Annotated in this window: 13 protein-coding genes; 9 read left to right on the top strand and 4 right to left on the bottom strand. The window is 36.2% G+C overall.

Annotated elements, in window-relative coordinates; translation table 11 throughout:
* The first annotated feature begins 261 nt into the window (after positions 1-261).
* The 5 genes from tgt (at position 262) to dnaB (ending at position 6,234) form a co-directional block, all read left to right on the top strand.
* A complete protein-coding gene (tgt, locus tag FNW52_RS07300; RefSeq protein WP_143376807.1) occupies positions 262-1,392 on the top strand; it encodes a tRNA guanosine(34) transglycosylase Tgt in 1,131 nt (376 codons plus the stop codon).
* Positions 1,393-1,494: 102 nt separating this feature from the next.
* A complete protein-coding gene (locus tag FNW52_RS07295) occupies positions 1,495-2,586 on the top strand; it encodes an LptF/LptG family permease (protein ID WP_143376806.1) in 1,092 nt (363 codons plus the stop codon).
* Entirely contained in the window at positions 2,573-3,463 is an 891-nt protein-coding gene (locus tag FNW52_RS07290; RefSeq protein WP_143376805.1) for a DMT family transporter, read from the top strand. The genes FNW52_RS07295 and FNW52_RS07290 overlap by 14 nt, the downstream gene beginning before the upstream one ends.
* Positions 3,464-3,577: 114 nt before the next feature.
* A complete protein-coding gene (locus tag FNW52_RS07285) occupies positions 3,578-4,531 on the top strand; it encodes an acetyl-CoA carboxylase carboxyltransferase subunit alpha (RefSeq protein ID WP_143376804.1) in 954 nt (317 codons plus the stop codon).
* A 155-nt stretch (positions 4,532-4,686) separates the two neighbouring features.
* Positions 4,687-6,234 (top strand): replicative DNA helicase, encoded by a 1,548-nt coding sequence (gene dnaB / locus FNW52_RS07280; protein WP_143376803.1) that lies wholly within the window; start codon positions 4,687-4,689, stop codon positions 6,232-6,234.
* Between the two features lie 133 nt (positions 6,235-6,367).
* Here dnaB and FNW52_RS07275 read toward each other — a convergent pair whose 3' ends face one another.
* The 3 genes from FNW52_RS07275 to FNW52_RS07265 form a co-directional block, all read right to left on the bottom strand.
* A complete protein-coding gene (locus tag FNW52_RS07275; protein ID WP_143376802.1) occupies positions 6,368-11,044 on the bottom strand; it encodes an Ig-like domain-containing protein in 4,677 nt (1,558 codons plus the stop codon).
* Positions 11,045-11,201: 157 nt separating this feature from the next.
* Positions 11,202-12,356 (bottom strand): ABC transporter substrate-binding protein, encoded by a 1,155-nt coding sequence (locus FNW52_RS07270; RefSeq protein ID WP_185965934.1) that lies wholly within the window; start codon positions 12,354-12,356, stop codon positions 11,202-11,204.
* A 406-nt stretch (positions 12,357-12,762) separates the two neighbouring features.
* Positions 12,763-13,338 (bottom strand): phage tail protein, encoded by a 576-nt coding sequence (locus tag FNW52_RS07265; RefSeq protein WP_143376800.1) that lies wholly within the window; start codon positions 13,336-13,338, stop codon positions 12,763-12,765.
* Positions 13,339-13,924: 586 nt separating this feature from the next.
* Between FNW52_RS07265 and FNW52_RS07260 the strand changes: the two genes are divergently transcribed.
* From FNW52_RS07260 to FNW52_RS07245, 4 genes are all read left to right on the top strand, one after another.
* Positions 13,925-14,596 (top strand): sensor histidine kinase, encoded by a 672-nt coding sequence (locus FNW52_RS07260; RefSeq protein WP_143376799.1) that lies wholly within the window; start codon positions 13,925-13,927, stop codon positions 14,594-14,596.
* Between the two features lie 77 nt (positions 14,597-14,673).
* Positions 14,674-15,339 carry a response regulator transcription factor gene (locus tag FNW52_RS07255; RefSeq protein ID WP_143376798.1) on the top strand — a complete coding sequence of 222 codons (666 nt, stop codon included), beginning with the start codon at positions 14,674-14,676 and terminating at the stop codon, positions 15,337-15,339.
* A 101-nt stretch (positions 15,340-15,440) separates the two neighbouring features.
* Entirely contained in the window at positions 15,441-16,703 is a 1,263-nt protein-coding gene (locus FNW52_RS07250; protein WP_143376797.1) for an asparagine synthetase B, read from the top strand.
* 32 nt (positions 16,704-16,735) lie between these two features.
* Complete coding sequence (locus FNW52_RS07245; protein ID WP_143376981.1) at positions 16,736-17,647, top strand: glutaminase; 912 nt, start codon at positions 16,736-16,738, stop codon at positions 17,645-17,647.
* A 32-nt stretch (positions 17,648-17,679) separates the two neighbouring features.
* Here FNW52_RS07245 and FNW52_RS07240 read toward each other — a convergent pair whose 3' ends face one another.
* Positions 17,680-18,486: an endonuclease/exonuclease/phosphatase family protein gene (locus FNW52_RS07240; protein WP_143376796.1), complete on the bottom strand. Its 807-nt coding sequence runs from the start codon at positions 18,484-18,486 to the stop codon at positions 17,680-17,682.
* Between the last annotated feature and the right edge of the window lie 90 nt (positions 18,487-18,576).

Here is an 18,576-nt window from a genome sequence, read left to right as displayed (position 1 = left end):
TTTAAAGTTTTTCGCGACGAATTTTACGAATTTCATCTGTTTTTAATTGAATTTGTGAAATTAAAACGTATGATTTTTCGTGTAAATTTGTGTAATTCGTGGCGGACTTTTTTTAAAAGCGTTTGTCCTGCTAAATTGGATGTTTTTAGGATTAATTGGGTAGATATTTGTTATGAAGAATAATTATATACTAAATCGTAATTCTTAAATTTTAAATAAATTATCTTTGCCGTCCCGAACGGTCGGGAGAAAAAAGTATTTATGAAGTTTGATTTATTAAAAACAGATCCTCAATCGAAAGCTCGTGCGGGAAGCATTACCACAGATCACGGTGTGATTGAGACACCAATATTCATGCCTGTGGGTACGGTTGCCTCTGTAAAAGGGGTGCATCAAAGGGAATTGAAACAAGACATAAACCCTGATATTATTCTAGGAAATACATACCATTTATACTTGCGTCCACAAACCGAAATCATCGAGAAAGCGGGTGGATTGCATAAATTCATGAATTGGGATCGTAATATTTTGACCGATTCTGGAGGGTATCAAGTGTATTCTCTTTCGGCAAATCGTAAAATTAAGGAAGAAGGAGTAAAGTTTAAATCGCATATTGATGGTTCGTATCATTTTTTCACACCAGAGAATGTAATGGAAATTCAACGTACCATTGGCGCCGATATTATTATGGCTTTTGATGAATGTACGCCTTATCCGTGTGATTATCGCTATGCACAACGCTCGATGCACATGACCCACCGTTGGTTGGATCGTTGTATCAATCACTTGGAAAAAGTGCCTGTGAAGTACGGTTATGATCAAACTTTTTTCCCTATTATACAAGGGAGTACGTATAAAGATTTGAGAAGACAATCGGCGGAATATATTGCCAATTCTAATCAGCAAGGAAACGCTATTGGTGGCCTTTCGGTGGGGGAACCTGCAGAAGAAATGTATGCCATGACCGAAGTAGTTTGTGAAATTCTGCCTGAAGACAAACCACGTTATTTGATGGGAGTGGGAACGCCAATTAATATTCTGGAAAATATCGCACTTGGAATTGATATGTTCGATTGTGTGATGCCTACGCGTAACGCTAGAAACGGAATGTTGTTTACCGCCAACGGAACCATTAATATCAAGAACAAAAAATGGGAAGCCGATTTCTCTCCTGTAGACGAAATGGGAATTACCTTTGTTGATACCGAATATACCAAAGCGTATTTGCGTCACTTGTTTGCTGCTAATGAATACTTGGGGAAACAAATTGCAACCATACACAATCTTGGTTTCTATATGTGGTTGGTTCGTGAAGCCAGAAAACATATTTTAGCCGGTGATTTTGTGACCTGGAAAGAAATGATGGTGAAAAATATGAACCAAAGATTATAAGAATTGAAGCGGGAAGTTTGAAGCGGGAAGTGTTTGACGGTTAAAATTTGTTTTTTATCCTAAACTTCCATCTTCCATCTTCCATCTTCCAACTCCTACATTATGAGATTAACAATAATAGACAAATACATACTTAAGAGATATTTAGCCACTTTTTCGGTGATGCTTTTGTTATTTGCACCTATTGGGATTATTATAGATATTTCGGAGAAGATCAATAAAATGATTGAGAATCAAGTGCCAGTTTTGAAAATTGCCATTTATTACTATCATTTTACGATTTACTTTATGAACAATCTTTTTCCAATATTTTTGTTTATATCGGTCATTTGGTTTACGTCGAAGTTAGCGAATGATACAGAGATTATTGCTATTTTAAGCTCTGGAATTTCATTTACGCGGTTCATGAGACCTTATATAATTGGGGCATCCATAATATCTGTTTTTGTTTTGCTGATGGGGTTTTATGTGATTCCAGTTTCTAGCGAAGGATATAATAATTTTAGATACACTTATCTAAGAAACAACGGTAAGGAACTCATGCGGGGCAATAATACGGATGTGTATAGGCAAATAAGCGACAATGAGTTTATCTATGTAAATAGTTTTAATAATGAGTCTCAAATGGCTTTTAATTTTTCTTTGGAAAAGTTTAAAAAAGAAAAATTAGAGTATAAAATTACAGCCAGTAGAATCAAATGGAATCCAAAAGACAAGACTTATTCTTTATATGATTATACCAAAAGAAGCGTAGGTATTGAAGGCGATGTGATTGAAAAGGCACCCGAAAAGAAGATGAAATTTAGTTTTGATCTGGAAGATTTGGCGCCAGTGGTTTATATCGCAGAAACATTAAGTTTAGGAGACTTGAATGCTTTTATAGATAAAGAACGAAAGAGGGGATCGTCTAATATTAATGTCTATTTGGTTGTTTTGTATAAAAAATACAGTGTTCCTGTATCGGCATTTATTCTAACAATCATAGCCGTTTCTGTATCTTCAATGAAACGAAGAGGAGGGATGGGAGCTAATCTAGCCATTGGAATAGCAGTGGCATTTTCATTTGTGTTTTTGGATAAAATATTTGGTGTATTGGCCGAGAAATCATCGTTTTCGCCACTTTTGGCGGTTTGGTTGCCTAATATTGTTTTTGGAATTTTAGCTATTTATTTATTACGAAATGCAAAACGATAATTTAAAAAGTTACCTTAGTTTACACTTCATTGTTTTTATATGGGGTTTTACGGCTATTTTAGGTGCGTTAATAACGATAGATTCTGATTTTTTGGTTTGGTATCGAATGTTTTTTGCCGCAGTTTTTATAGCTGTTTTTATAGGAATCAAAAAGAAATCTTTTCGAGTATCTCCTAAATCTTTTTTAAAACTGATTGTTGTAGGCTTACTAATTGCTTTGCATTGGATTTTCTTTTTTGAAGCCATAAAAATTTCGACGGTTTCTATAACTTTATCCGTTTTCTCCTTGGGGGCATTTTTTGCATCACTTTTGGAACCTCTTTTTTTTGGAAGAAGAATACTTTGGTATGAAGTGTTTTTTGGTATGATAATAATAGCTGGTTTGGGACTGATTATGCAAGTAGAGATTCATTATTTGAACGGAATGGTATTGGCTTTGGTGTCTATAATACTGGGTGTTTTATTCACTTTAATGAATGGTAAATTAATTAAAGATCATGATCCTTCGGTAATTTCGTTTTATGAATTTTTAGCTGGATTTTTCTTTATCACAATTTATTTTTTATTTCAAGGTAAATTCACGTCTGACTTTTTTGTGATGACAACAAAAAATTGGATTCTGATTTTAATTCTGGCTTCAGTTTGTACGGCTTATGCTTTTACGGCTTCGGTTATGGTAATGCGACAACTTTCTCCTTATACAGTGATGTTAACTACAAATTTAGAGCCTGTCTACGGTATTGTGTTAGCTTTTTTCATTATTGGAGGAAAAGAAAAAATGAGCACGGCATTTTACATTGGTGCAGTCATAATTGTCATAACAGTTATATTAAATGGGGTAATTAAACACTATAGAAAAGAAGATCAATTAGAGTAAAGAGTTGATATTATTTTTACACTTTTAAAAAAAACAAGTATAGAACGATATTAAATTTTATATTTGCAGTTCCAAAACGAAAAATTAAAACAATAATAAAACCGCACAAATACTATGGAATATTTAGATTTTGAGCTTCCAATAAAAGAACTTGAAGAGCAATTAGATAAATGTGTTGTTATTGGTCTGGAGTCAGATGTTGACGTTACAAATACCTGTAAGCAAATCAATAAGAAATTAGAAGATACCAAAAAGCAAATTTATAAAAACTTAACGGCTTGGCAACGGGTACAGTTATCAAGACATCCTAGTAGACCTTATACTTTAGATCATATCAGAGGGTTGTGCGGTGAAACTTTTCTGGAGCTACATGGCGATAGGGGTTTTAAAGATGATAAAGCCATGATTGGTGGTTTGGGTAAAATAGGCGGTCAATCTTTCATGATTATTGGTCAACAAAAAGGATACAATACCAAAACGCGTCAGTATAGAAATTTTGGAATGGCAAATCCAGAAGGATATAGAAAAGCCTTGCGTTTAATGAAAATGGCTGAGAAATTTGGTGTACCGGTAGTTACTTTAATTGATACTCCGGGAGCTTATCCAGGACTGGAAGCCGAAGAACGTGGTCAAGGAGAGGCCATTGCCAGAAATATATTCGAAATGGTACGTCTTAAAGTGCCTATTATTACAATTATTGTTGGAGAAGGTGCTTCGGGAGGCGCATTGGGAATAGGTGTTGGAGATCGCGTTTATATGCTTGAAAACACTTGGTATTCTGTAATCTCCCCAGAGTCTTGTTCTTCTATTTTATGGAAAAGTTGGGACTATAAAGAAAAAGCTGCAGATGCATTAAAGTTAACTTCTGCCGATATGAAAAAGCAAAAATTAGTCGATGATATTATTCCGGAACCTCTTGGAGGAGCTCATTATGATAGAGAGACTACTTTTACTACAGTGGAACAATATATCATGAAAGGATACAATGAACTCAAAGATTTATCAACAGCCGAATTAATTGCTCAAAGAATGGATAAATACTGTAAGATGGGTGAATACAAAGAGTAAAATCTTTTTTTATAATCTTAATCCGTTTCCTCTCGTTCTAAAAATGGGATGAGACGGATTTTTTTTTGGGTTATAAACAATAAACAAGTATTTATAAACAATTAATAGTAATAACTCAATAGCCATCTTTTTATAATTTTAGTTACTTTCGCTACATGGAAAATTTCAAGAATATAAGTCCAGTTAAAGTGGATAAAACAACTATAATAAACCTTGAAAAAGGAAAATTACCCCCACAAGTACTAGATCTGGAAGAGGCAGTACTTGGTGCAATGATGATTGATAAAAAAGGAGTAGATGAGGTAATTGATATCCTGCAACCTGATGCTTTCTATAAGGAAGCACACAAACATATTTTTGAAGCCATAGTTCAATTGTTTACCGATACACAGCCAATCGATTTATTGACCGTTTCGGCTCAACTTAGAAAAAATGCCAAATTAGACCTAGCGGGTGGCGATTTTTATTTAATTCAGCTTACGCAAAAAATTTCCTCTTCGGCTCACATTGAGTTTCACTCTAGAATTATTCTTCAAAAGTTTATTCAACGGAGTTTGATTCGGATATCCTCTGAAATTATCGAAGATGCGTATGACGAAACCACCGATGTATTTAATTTATTAGACCAAGCAGAGTCAAAATTATATGAGGTTACTCAAGGAAACATCAAACGTAGTTCTGAAACAGCTCAAAGCTTAGTTTTACAAGCCAAGAAACGTATTGAAGAAATTAGCAAACAGGAAGGACTTAGTGGTGTTGAGACTGGTTTTACTAATTTAGACAAGCTTACCTCAGGCTGGCAACCTAGTGATTTAATTATTATTGCCGCGAGACCCGCAATGGGAAAAACAGCATTCGTACTTTCTATGGCTAGAAATATAGCTATCGACTACGGACATCCAGTTGCCTTGTTCTCTCTAGAGATGGCATCTGTACAGTTGATTACTCGTTTGATTTCGTCTGAAACAGGCTTGTCTTCAGAAAAATTACGTACAGGAAAATTAGAGCCACACGAATGGACAATGTTGAGTACCAAAGTGAAAAATCTAGAAAAAGCCCCGCTTTTTATTGATGATACCCCTTCTTTATCCATTTTTGATTTAAGAGCAAAAGCAAGACGTTTGGTGTCACAACACGGTATCAAAATCATAATTGTCGATTATTTGCAATTGATGACGGCAGGAGGAAACGGAAAAGGTGGAGGAAATAGAGAGCAGGAGATATCGACTATCTCTCGAAATTTAAAAGCATTGGCCAAGGAATTGAATGTTCCTGTAATAGCCCTTTCCCAGTTATCGCGTGCTGTAGAAACGCGTGGTTCTAGTAAAAGACCTTTGCTTTCGGATCTTCGTGAATCTGGAGCGATTGAGCAAGATGCCGATATTGTTTCATTTTTATACCGTCCCGAATATTATAAAATTGATGAATGGGATGATGATGAAGCGTCTCCAACTGCTGGACAAGCCGAGATTATGATCGCCAAACATAGAAATGGTGGTATAGAAAACGTTCGTTTGAAGTTTATTGGACATTTGGGTAAATTTGATAATTTAGATGATCACAGCGGTGGTTATGATGATTTACCATCTAGTATGAACCATGACGAAAGTTCGTTTGTTACCAAAAATCTTCCTTCGGCAAATGAGGCTTTCGGAAGTAACTTTAATAATGATGACGATGATGATGGGGATGTTCCTTTTTAGGAAAAACAAAAAAGGCTGCCTAGATGGACAGCCTTTTTCATTTTTAATTTCTGCAACTTCTATTCAGTTCGTTTTCAGAATTACTTTGTAGTTAATTCTGAAAACTATAGCTGAATAGTAATAATTCCTTTTATTATTTTTTAATAATCAGTTTTTTAGAAACAATCTTAGTTCCGTTGGTTGCACGTAAATAATAAGCTCCATCGCTTAGGGACTCTATATTTATGCTGTTGTAATCACTGTTCAATACTTTGAATGTTTTTACAGTTTTTCCTAGTTGATCCGTGATTATGAAAACTCCTTCAAAATCAGATTTGATATTCAAGATTCCTTTGTTTGGATTAGGGTAAATAGTTAAAACTTCTTCTTTCTCAAAGATATCTTTTCCTAATATGGTTACAGTGACACAATCGGAAGTTGCTAAACAGCCATTCAAACTTATCCCAACAGCATAAGAACCCGTACTTGTTGGAGTAATACTTTGATTTGTTTCTACTGACAATAGTTCACTAGGGCATTTGAACCATTGGTAACTAGCTCCAGTTTGATTTGCCATTAGTGTGTTTCCTGTTTGTGTAATTGTTTTATTTATTACTGTAATTGAAACTGATACTTCAGTTCTGATGCTTTCGCATGAGTTTAAAGTTTGCGAAACATAATATTTATTTCCAGAAACCAGAACGGTTGAACTGGTCAATAAATTCCCATTGTTTGTGGCATCGTACCATTTGGTATCTGTTCCTGTTGCTACTAAATCAGCAACAATAGCCGAACTACAAAATGGTTGTGTCGCTGTAGCTGTTGGAGCTGCTGTCTCATTTACAGTTACCGCAGCAGTTGGATCAGATACGCAACCCGTACTAGTTTTAGTAAAAGTAAAAGTAGCCGATCCATTAGATACACCAGTTACAACTCCCGCATTGGTAACGGTTGCTACTGCTGTATTACTACTCGCCCAAATTCCGCCTGTTGTTGGTGAAAGAGCCGAAGTAGAACCTACACAAATAGGATTTGAACCCGTAATAGTTGCAGCTGGTAATGCATTTACAGTTACCGCATCAGTCGGATCAGATACGCATCCCGTATTGGTTTGAGTAAATGTAAAAGTAGCTGAACCATTAGCAACACCAGTTACAAGACCCGCATTAGTAACGGTTGCTACTGAGTTGTTGCTACTCGCCCAAGTTCCGCCAGTATTTGGCAAAACAGTCGAAGTAGTACCTACACAAATAAGATTTGTACTTGTAATAGTTGCAGTTGGTAATGCATTTACAGTTACCGCAGCAGTTGGATCAGATACGCATCCCGTATTGGTTTGAGTATAAATAAAAGTAGCAGATCCATTGGTGACACCAATTACTGTACCTGCATTGGTAACAGGTGCAATAGCTGTATTACTACTCATCCAAGTTCCGCCTGTTGTTGGCGAAAGAGTAGTAGTAGAACCCACACATATAGCATTTGTACCACTAATAGTAGCAATTGGTAATGCATTTACGGTTATTGCAGCAGTTGGAGCAGAGTTGCATCCAGTACTTGTTTGAGTAAAAGTAAAAGTTGCTGATCCATTAGATACTCCAGTTACAAGACCCGCATCGGTAACCGTTGCTACAGCTGTATTGCTACTAGTCCAAGTTCCACCCGTTGTTGGCGAAAGAGTAGAAGTACCATTAACACAAATAGTATTTGTTCCAGTGATGTTAGCCGTTGGTAATGCATTTACAGTTACCGCAGCAGTTGGAGCTGATACGCAACCAGTGCTTGTTTGAGTATAAATAAAAGTAGCCGATCCATTAGTAACACCAATTATTGTACCTGCATTGGTAACAGGTGCAATAGCTGTATTACTACTCATCCAAGTTCCGCCTGTTGTTGGCGAAAGAGTAGTAGTAGAACCTATACAAATAGCATTTGTACCAGTAATGTTAGCCGTTGGTAGTGCATTTACAGTTATTGCAGCAGTTGGAGCAGATACGCATCCCGTACTAGTTTTAGTAAAAGTAAAAGTTGCCGATCCATCAGATACTCCAGTTACAAGACCCGCATCGGTAACCGTTGCTACAGCTGTATTACTACTCGCCCAAGTTCCGCCTGTTGTTGGAGAAAGAGTAGTAGTAGATCCCATACAAATAGCATTTGCACCAAGAATAGTTGTAGTTGGTAATGCGTTTACAGTTATCGCAGCCGTTGGAGAAGATGGGCAACCCGTACTTGTTTGAGTAAAAGTAAAAGTAGCGGATCCATTGGATACTCCCGTTACGACACCCGCATTGGTAACTGTTGCTACAGCTGCACTGCTACTTGCCCAAGTTCCGCCTGTTGTTGGAGAAAGGGTAGTAGTCGATCCCACACAAATAGCATTTGCACCGAGAATAGTTGTAGTCGGTAATGCTTTTACAGTTATCGCAGCCGTTGGAGCAGAGCTACATCCAGTACTATTTAGTCTAAAAATAAAAGTAGCTATTCCATTAGTAACACCTATTGTTGTGCCTCCATTGGTAACAGGTGCAATAGCTGTATTACTACTCATCCAAGTTCCGCCTGTTGTTGGCGAAAGAGTAGTAGTAGAACCCACACATATAGCATTTGCACCAAGAATTGTAGTAATTGGCAGTGCATTTACAGTTATCGCAGCCGTTGGAGCAGATGGGCAACCCGTACTAGTTTGAGTAAAAGTAAAAGTAGCCGTCCCATTCGAAACTCCAGTTACAACCCCAGCATCGGTAACCGTTGCTACAGCTGTGTTGCTACTCGCCCAAGTTCCGCCTGTTGTTGGCGAAAGAGCCGAAGTAACACCAACACAAATAGGATTTGCACCAGTAATGCTAGCCGTTGGATTTGCATTTACAGTTACCGCAGCCGTTGGAGCAGATGGGCAACCCGTACTAGTTTGAGTAAAAGTAAAAGTAGCCGTTCCATTCGAAACCCCCGTTACAACCCCAGCATCGGTAACTGTTGCTACAGCTGTATTGCTACTTGCCCAAGTTCCGCCTGTTGTTGGCGAAAGGGTAGTTGTGGATCCCAGACAAATAGCATTTGCTCCCGTAATACTAGTAATTATAGCTTGTGGTTCAATGATAGTAACATTTTTAGTAATGCTACACAAATTAATATCAGTAATTGTACAAACATAAGGTGTTGCCGAAGCCGCTAATCCTGTTGCTGTTGCCGTTGTTTGTACAGGATTTGTATTCCAAGAATAGGTTAGAGTTCCTGTTCCGCCAGTAGCACCTACTACAGTTGCTGTACCATTGCTTCCTCCATTGCAACTCACACTAGTTTGTGTAGTTGTAGCAGTTATCGCTGGTGGCTGAGTGATATTAAAATTTTTGATAATAGAACACGTATTCGGAGCAGTTATACGACAAGTGTATGGGCCTGCAGCCAATCCTGAAGCTGTAGTTCCAGTTGCTCCTGTTGACCAAAGGTAAGAGAATGGACCAGTTACATTAGTAGGATCTACTACAGTAGCTGTACCATTGCTTCCTCCATTGCAAGTAGCAATAGTACTTGAAATTGATGCATTCAATGGCGGAGTCTGTGAGACAGCAATAGATCCCGTTGTAAATTGAGTTAATTCGCTATCTGTTATAGTACAGGTATAGGGTCCTGCCGTTAATCCAGTTGCTGTAGCTCCCGTTCCCCCAGATGACCATAAATAACTATAAGGAGGCGCACCGCCCGAAGCAGTTACCCAAGCCGTACCATTACTACCTCCATTACAAGTTACATTAGTTTTGTTAGTGATTGCCGATAATGCAGCACCGGTTGTAAAACTCAAATTAGCACCATAACTTGTCCCTCCAGAATTGATGGCATACGCTCTGTAATTGACAGTAGTGCCAGCAGGTAAAGAAGATACTAAACCACTAAAAACACCTGTCCCGGTGCCGTTTGTTATTTTGGTATTTGCCGTTGTTGGGTTTGCTGTTGTTGCCCAAACAATACCTCTTTCGGTTACTGCTGCACCAGCATCTGCGGTAACATTACCACCCATAGTGGCTTTTACAGCACCTACGCCTGTTGCGGTGGTGGTGGTTACCGTTGGTGTGGTTGCAACTGCACAATTGATAACGGGAGTTGCGTAATTACTGGGTAGTATTCCTAATGTTGCAGTAGTAGAATTTCCCCAGTTGGCGACATTATTGATACTGGCTCTAATTGCTGCAGCAGTGCCTGTAAGGGTACCTGTGTATTTATTGTATCCTGGTTCAGTGGGCTGCCCTTTTGAAAAAAGAGAGATACAATCTACTCCATTGGTAAGTCCTAATGGCACAATACTCTCGGAGCCTGCTACTGCTTGAGTGGACCATTTAGTACTGTCATTATAATTTACTGCATCTGCTTCAGCATGTACGCCAGCAATGAATGTAGGGTTGGTAGGTCTTACTCCTGTCGCGCTTTGGTATGCCAGTATTTGATCGCCAGAACCACCCAATTGGAATCCAGGACCAGCTGGTTTATAACCATATGTTACTGCTCCAGTCGCTCCTGTTATGGTGAAGGTATCTACAGCTGTCTCAACAATCGAAATTATAGTACCACAAGCAATACCTCCAGCGGGAATGGTCCATTGCAAATGAGTTTCTAAAGTATTCCAAACGTTTCCAGTGTGCCAACCTTCTTCTGCAAAATAGAGTGTCTCTCCAGCAGGAAGTGGTTTTAGGGCAATGAAGGAAAATCCATCAGAACCAGCAAAGTCAAGCCCTACAAAAGCAATATCTCCTGCTTGAAGGGTTTGTGCTTTTGTGCTCTCAAAACTAAAAAAAGCACAGCATAAGAATAGATAAATAAGTATTGTTTTTTTCATTTTTTTTCATTTTTGATTCGGAATGCTTTCACGTATTTGTAAAAGTATTTTTAGAATCGTGTTGAAGTTTGTCCTTAAATGAGGTGTTCTCTTAAACAAACTTTAAATTTTTCTTTTTGAATTTAATTTTGCAGTTATTTCATACGTTCTTTTTAAGTTAATGACATAAATAAGCATTTTGCCAGCCTCCAGCCTTAAGAGGTGCAGGCATATTTATGATTTTTTTTATAAAATTTCCTGTATTGGTTAAAGTTTCTGTTTTTATCAGGCAAGGTAAATCTGTATCACTTTTACAAACAGTATAGATATAATGGTCAAAGTTGGTTCGTTGAGTCTCTGGATCAAACCGTATTGTCCCTCTTGGCCCTGCAACGTGTAAGCGGTTCATGGTTGCAATAAGCAAAGGAGTAGGTGTATTTTGCGGAGTGTTTTCTAGTAGTGCTTTTATAATCAAACCACTTTCGTAGCCTAAAAGCGAAAAAACAGTAGGCAATTCGGAATGGTTTTCATGGTAGTTGGTAATAAATTCAAAATTTGTAGCACCTTCCGAAGTTGTAGTCGAGCAGTTTTCGTTTCCTAGCCAAGAACCCACTACAAAAAGATGGTCTTTGTTCGCTTCATTTTCTAATTCAGAGTCAAAACAAAAAGCCGAGAGGTAGTAAGGATATTTTTCGAGTAATTTATTTTCGTTCAAAAAGCGAGTGTGCTCTTGAGTATATAGCCCCGAATGAAAGGCACATATTACCTCGGGTTTATAGCTTTCAATGTCCTCTAGCATGAGTTGGGTTTCGGTTTCTCTAGGCAAAAAAGGAGTAATATAATGTCCCGAAAACGAGGTTTTGTTTTCTTCAAAGGCCTGTGTTAGGGCATCCAGAAAACCATAGCCCGCATCGTAGTAAGAACTAGAACTCACGATGCTTTTGTATTCCCGCTGCTGCAAAAATTTTCCGAGTAAGTAGCTCGACTCGTGAAGTCCGTACGAATTGCAATACACTCCTTTTAGAGTAGGCAATTGGTAGGGTAGGTTCGCCCCCAAATCGGATGCAATAAGCAATATGTCGTGGTTGGAGGCGTATTCAAATACATCCGAAAGCTTGTGGTGGCCAAAAAAACCAATGATTATCGAGACCTCTTCCTGATAATGGAGTTTTTGCATTTTATCTATAATCAATCTTTCGTCTGCACCCAAACTTATACTCTCTATGCGATAGGACACTTCTAGGGATGGCAATTTAAGGCCTCGAATAAAATCACGGTCTAGGGTTTTGAACTGCTTAGATTGTGGGAGTAAAACCCCTATTTTAGGTAGCATAGCCATCGTTGTTTGCTGTTATGAAATGGTTTCTGATTGTAAATTTGAAACTTTATTATTTGTTTAATGCCATTTAAAGATTATTCTTAAAAAAAATGCAAAGACAAGTTGATTTTTTCTAAATTTTTCTCTCACAAACAGGGCAAACGCTTTTAAAAACAGAAAAAAAGTAGCCACGAATTTCACGAATGAACACGAATTTTATACTTTTCAAATTACACTAATTTATTCAAAAACACAGAGAAATTCGTGTTATTTAATTTTTATTCTTTTTAGATTTGTGTTCATTCGTGAAATTCGTGGCTAAAAATTTTTAAAAGCGTTTGCCCTGCTATCACAAATAGAAAACCCCTTCATTTAAATACTTCAAAAAATAAATAAATGTGGGTTTTTCAAAAAAGTAGTATTAGTCCCTAGAAGGAAAAATACCATACAATGCAATACTAGTATAGATTCCTAAATATGGATTTAAGAGGGATACGGGCGCACTACCTCCTACTAGCGAAGTAGAACCGCTAATAGTTGAGCTAATACCCGAAAACTTATCGGCAGACAAAGGGGCTTCGCTATACATATTTGGAAATCCAGAACCAGCACCCAAACTGTTTTCTCCATTTTCGGTTGTGTTTGAAGCACCATTATGGCCCACATTGATTACCGTATTTACGAAAGCTGTTCCTGCCAAGCCGTGATTGTGTATTGGCATGTTAGTTTGAGTAAGCACTACTGTTTGTGCCCCCCCTTTTTCTCCCCATAGTACAGGATTAGTAAGTCCAGTTCCTTGTCCAGGGTGTACAATAGTTCTGCCTCTTAGGTCGGGCAACCCAAAATTGGTAATACCATCACCACCAAAAGTGATTCCTAATAAAGAGTATAATGCCGTATTTTGTGAAATAGAGAGTAATTGGCCGTTGCAAAATGCCCAACCCCTTGGGGTGAAGTTAAATCCAAAAGCTTGAATTTGTCCAATAAGTTGTTCCATAAAGTTTTTTTTTAAAAGTTTTTTTTAAAGTTTGAATCGGTTGTATTATTTTATATTAAAACACGTATAAATACCTGTTTTTATATGATTTCTAATTCCAAATTTTACTGTTGAAAATAGAATTGAGGATAGTAATCTATAACTGTGTCCCAATGAGCGTTTGATTACAGAGAATTATCTCTGTTTGTAAAACTAAGAAACTGTATTTTACATATATATAGAAATGGCATCAAGCCCTTTTTTTATGTCATGAAAGGGAAAAATTAAGGTTTGAAAAAACAAGCGTAACTATTGAATAAAATAGTTGAGATTCTAAGTCGCTAATTTAATAAGATTTATGAATATAATTTAAAAAAGAGCAAAATAATTATCTTACTTATTGTATAATAAAATTTATTTTTATTAGGAAAATGACTAATTGTTATTTACATTTGACTGTGTAATTCATTTAAAAGCGATAAAATGCTTGTTTTTAGACGAAAAGGGAGATAATTACTACGTGATTTGTATTTCTTTTGTTAAGCAATTAAAATAATTTTATAAAATAGATAAGGGATAGTTACTCATACTTTATAATGTAAGAATTATGGAAAAGAAATTTGAACTTAATAATTTAGATATTGTATTTAAAAACAGTATGTTATTTTCGGTAATGCGTACGTTAGAATCCGACAGGAAACGGATTGCGCATGAATTGCATGACGATATAAGTTCAAAATTGAATGTTATTTCGCTGAATTGCCATCTTCTAAAGATTCCTAATTTGTCTGCAACAGAAAGGGAAGAAATCATGAAAAACATCATTGATTACACCTCGAAAGCATTGAATAGTTCTAAAAAAATGGCGCATAGTTTGCTTCCTCCAGTATTGGATAAATTTGGACTTCATGCAGGAATAGAAGAGTTGTGTTCCGATTTTAGCAACAATGAATCGGTCACTATTGAATATGAAAACAAACTAAAATTTAATTTTGAAGAAAACGAATCTCATATACATATTTTTAGAATTTTGCAGGAGTTGTTAGCTAATTCGATACAGCATGGAAAAGCGACTGCTATTTCTGTTCTTTTTGATAAAATAAATGGAAAAAGAACTTGTATTTATTCAGACAATGGAATTGGTTTTGATTTGAATCAAATAGAAAATCATAGTGGTTTTGGGATGAAGAATATTGCAAGCAGGATAGTCATACTACAAGGAAATATCAAGATTGAGTCGGAATTGAATAACGGAGTTTCTGTGATTTTTAATTTTTAAACTGACCGCGATTCCAAATCACAATTGAAAAGCATCAAATTCTATATCGCAAATAAAAAACAATAAATATCTTCAAAATGAATGAAACTATAAAAATAATTTTGGTCGATGATGAAGTCTTATTTAGGAAAGGGATTTCGTTTTTATTAGGACGAGAAAAGAATATTAAAATCATTTTTGAGGCTTCAAACGGGAAAGAGCTTATTTCTTTTTTAAAGAACAGCAATCAGTTGCCTGATATTATTATAATGGATTTAAAAATGCCATTGATAAACGGAATAGAAGCTACCAAGATTATCAATAAAGAATTTTCGGAAATAAAGATTATTGCTTTAACTAGCTATGATTCAAGATCATTTATTGCTAATATGATTGATGTGGGGGCTGTTTCTTATTTGATAAAGAAAGCGACACCTCAAGAATTAGTATCAACCATCAAGGAAGTAGCTAGAAAAGGTTTTTATTATTCAGATCATGTTATGAGTATTATTCAGAATGACATTGGTGCAAATAAGAAATCGAAGTGTAGTTTTGATTCCAGTTTTATTACTTCTCGAGAACTAGAAGTGTTGCAACTCATTTGCAAACAAAAAAGCACCATAGAAATTGGCGAAAAATTATTTATAAGCCCCAGAACGGTTGAGGGGCATAGAAATAATTTATTGATAAAAACGGAGTCTAAAAACATTGCAGGATTGGTGGTTTATGCCATTCAAAATGCAATAGTTTTTCTAGATATTTAATTAGAAGTATATTAAAAAGTTTTACTTTGCATGATTATAAAAGGTAAAAAAGGAATATTTCAGTTCGCTTCCCCTTATCTTTACTTTAAAATAGTTTTAAAATGACACGCAAAAGACTGCTTTTTATATTTATTTTTCTTTTATCGATTTCATCCAAAGCATCTTTTGTTTTGTTGCCAATGGATGAAACTACACAACAAAATCATCTAAAAGCGTATGGAATTACCTATTGGTGTCTAGCCAAAAACTACAAAGCCAGTTGGTTACTTAATTACCGTGGAGGTTCTTTTTTATTGCCCGATGCCGAAGAAATTAGAAAAGAATGCCAAATACGAGGCGTGAGTTTTGAAGTGATTTCGGATGCTGAGCAAACCGCTATACTGAACGAAATTTCTAGCCCTTCGCAAAATATGGAGACCGTAATTCTAGAAAAAGCTCCAAAAATTGCAGTTTATACTCCAAAAGGAAAGCAACCGTGGGATGATGCCGTAACTTTAGTTTTAACGTATGCCGAAATTCCGTTTACTCCTATATATGATGAGGAAGTTTTGAGTGATCAATTGCTGCTTTATGATTGGTTGCATTTGCATCACGAAGATTATACAGGACAATATGGTAAGTTTTATTCGGCTTACAAAAATGTGCCTTGGTACATAGATCAAAAAAGAGATGCTGAGGCTTTGGCCAAAAAATTAGGATATGAAAAAGTGTCTCAAGAGAAAGGGGCTGTTGCCAAAAAAATACGAGATTTTGTAATAGGAGGAGGTTTTTTATTTGCCATGTGTTCAGCCACGGATAGTTTTGATATCGCTTTGGCAGCAGATGGAGTTGATATATGCGAACCTATGTTTGACGGGGATCCAAGCGAAGCCAATTACCAATCGAAACTAAATTATGGAAGTACTTTTGCTTTCAAAAACTTTACTTTAGAACGAAGACCAGAACAATATGAGTTTTCGGATATTGATATGACATCAAAAAGAAAGATTCCCATGGAGAAAGATTATTTTACTTTAATGGAATTTTCGGCCAAATGGGATTTTATTCCCAGTATGCTGTGCCAAAATCATACGCAATTAATCAAAGGATTTATGGGGCAAACTACGGCATTTGATTCGGAATTGGTAAAGTCGAATGTTTTGGTAATGGGAACTTGCGAGCTTAATGGTGAATCACGGTACATACATGGCGAAAAAGGAAAAGGTATGTTTACTTTTTATGGAGGCCATGATCCGGAAGATTTTCAGCATCAAGTGGGAGATCCTCCAACGGTTTTGGACTTGCATGCCAATTCTCCAGGCTATCGATTAATCTTGAATAATGTATTGTTTCCGGCGGCGAGAAAGAAAAAACAGAAGACTTAATTTTTTTATAAACACACATTTGCTTGGAAACGATTAACTACAACACAATTTTACAAGAAGTATTTCAAGAAGTAAAAATACTACCAACTATTGGAAATGTTTCTACTTCAATACCGGAATTGACTAAAGTTGACCCCGATAAATTTGGTATCCACTTGATAACTATTGGAGGAGAGGATTTTGGAATTGGTGATAGCAACGAAAAATTTTCTATTCAAAGTGTTTCAAAGGCTCTAACTGTTGCTTTAGCTTTTTCATTTTTGGACGAAAAAATTTGGGAAAGAGTAGGAGTTGAACCTTCAGGAAATGCTTTTAATTCATTAGTGCAATTAGAATACGAAAAAGGAATTCCACGTAATCCTTTTATTAATGCAGGAGCCATTGTGATTGCGGATATGTTGGTTACACACTTGAATAACCCAAAAGAGGATCTTTTAGATTTTATAAGAATGATTTCGGGAAGCCCAACAATCGATTTTAATTTAAAAGTGGCACAATCCGAAAAAGAAACGCGTTTTAGAAATGCTGCTTTAGCTAATTTTTTGAAGTCGTTTGGTAATATAGAAAATGATGTAGAAACGGTTTTAGACTTTTATTTTCATCAGTGTTCCATAGAAATGACATGCGAAGAACTAGCCCATTCATTTTTCTTTTTTGCTAATGAGGGGATTACCAAATCTGGCAAACAAGTTTTGACCAAAAGCCAAGTAAAAAGATTGAATGCTTTAATGCAAACCTGTGGATTTTATGACGAATCTGGGGAGTTTACCTACAAAGTAGGCTTACCAGGAAAAAGCGGAATTGGCGGAGGTATCGCTGCTTTATACCCTAAGAATTTTGTGGTTGCAACATGGAGTCCGAGACTTAATGAAAAAGGAAACTCGGAGTTGGGAATGAATGCTTTAGAATTATTGACAACCAAAACCGGAATGTCTATTTTTTAGAGACAAGAAGTCGTCTGTTTTTTATAGCATAATCAATTCAAAGAGAACTCAAACCAAATAGGAATGTGATCGGATACTTTTCGAGCTTCTTTTAAGGAAACGAACTTTTCATAAAACAAAATTACGTCTGATTTAATGTAGTTTATGGAATTGGTTTTATAAAACATATTGTCAAATTCAGATGCCAAGCAATTATCTCCTTTACGGTTTAATTTTAGAGATGTTTTTTGATTTTCTAAAATAGGAGCATAGCCCATTTTCTTTAAAGGATTAAAAACGGAATGCGATTGGGGACAATTAAAATCACCCGCAAAAAGTAAATTCAGATTGGGATATTCTTGGGGTAATAATTTGAAATGTTTTATTTCTGTTTCGGGTTGTTTGTTTTTGGTGATGGCATGAAATGAGGCAACAGTAATACTTTTTCCTTTAATTTCAAAAGTGGCAAAATACGGTTCACGTTCTATTTCCAAATGATATTTTTGCTCCAACCAGGGTTTGCCTTTTAGTTTTAAGGTACTCGTTTTCCAAATAAAGGCGTAACGTTCCGTTTTATAGGCGCTGCTAGATGTTGGATCACTTATTCGATAATCCCATTTCGTCCCTTTTCGATTGAGTTCATCTGCCAATCGTGCTACAGCTTGTGCCCCACCATTTCCTGCGACTACTTCTTGAATGGTGACAATGTCATAATCTTTTATCGTATTGGCTATAAAAGCAATTTCTTGATCGGATTTGGATTTGCCAAAATTCGCTATATTCCAAGATAGCAGTTTGGTTTGGGAAAATGCAATTGAGGATGTAAATAAAAGGAATACGACTATAAAATGGATTTTCATTACTTAGAATTTGGTTTAGTTTGCAAATGTATTCCATTTAGAATATTTACGATTATTTAAGTGATGTGATAATTATCATATTCATTAAGC

Source organism: Flavobacterium sp. ZT3R18, from assembly GCF_007097385.1.
GTDB lineage: Bacteria > Bacteroidota > Bacteroidia > Flavobacteriales > Flavobacteriaceae > Flavobacterium.
Note: the sequence above shows the minus strand (reverse complement) of the source record. Positions and strands in the feature narration are given on the sequence as shown.

Excerpts from the sequence above, each read along its gene's own strand:
- FNW52_RS07265 (WP_143376800.1), bottom strand. The coding sequence starts at position 13,338 with ATGGAACAACTTATTGGACAAATTCAAGCTTTTGGATTTAACTTCACC.
- FNW52_RS07260 (WP_143376799.1), top strand. The coding sequence starts at position 13,925 with ATGGAAAAGAAATTTGAACTTAATAATTTAGATATTGTATTTAAAAAC.
- FNW52_RS07240 (WP_143376796.1), bottom strand. The coding sequence starts at position 18,486 with ATGAAAATCCATTTTATAGTCGTATTCCTTTTATTTACATCCTCAATT.
- FNW52_RS07295 (WP_143376806.1), top strand. The coding sequence starts at position 1,495 with ATGAGATTAACAATAATAGACAAATACATACTTAAGAGATATTTAGCC.
- FNW52_RS07285 (WP_143376804.1), top strand. The coding sequence starts at position 3,578 with ATGGAATATTTAGATTTTGAGCTTCCAATAAAAGAACTTGAAGAGCAA.
- dnaB (WP_143376803.1), top strand. The coding sequence starts at position 4,687 with ATGGAAAATTTCAAGAATATAAGTCCAGTTAAAGTGGATAAAACAACT.
- tgt (WP_143376807.1), top strand. The coding sequence starts at position 262 with ATGAAGTTTGATTTATTAAAAACAGATCCTCAATCGAAAGCTCGTGCG.
- FNW52_RS07275 (WP_143376802.1), bottom strand. The coding sequence starts at position 11,044 with ATGAAAAAAACAATACTTATTTATCTATTCTTATGCTGTGCTTTTTTT.
- FNW52_RS07255 (WP_143376798.1), top strand. The coding sequence starts at position 14,674 with ATGAATGAAACTATAAAAATAATTTTGGTCGATGATGAAGTCTTATTT.
- FNW52_RS07290 (WP_143376805.1), top strand. The coding sequence starts at position 2,573 with ATGCAAAACGATAATTTAAAAAGTTACCTTAGTTTACACTTCATTGTT.
- FNW52_RS07270 (WP_185965934.1), bottom strand. The coding sequence starts at position 12,356 with ATGCTACCTAAAATAGGGGTTTTACTCCCACAATCTAAGCAGTTCAAA.
- FNW52_RS07250 (WP_143376797.1), top strand. The coding sequence starts at position 15,441 with ATGACACGCAAAAGACTGCTTTTTATATTTATTTTTCTTTTATCGATT.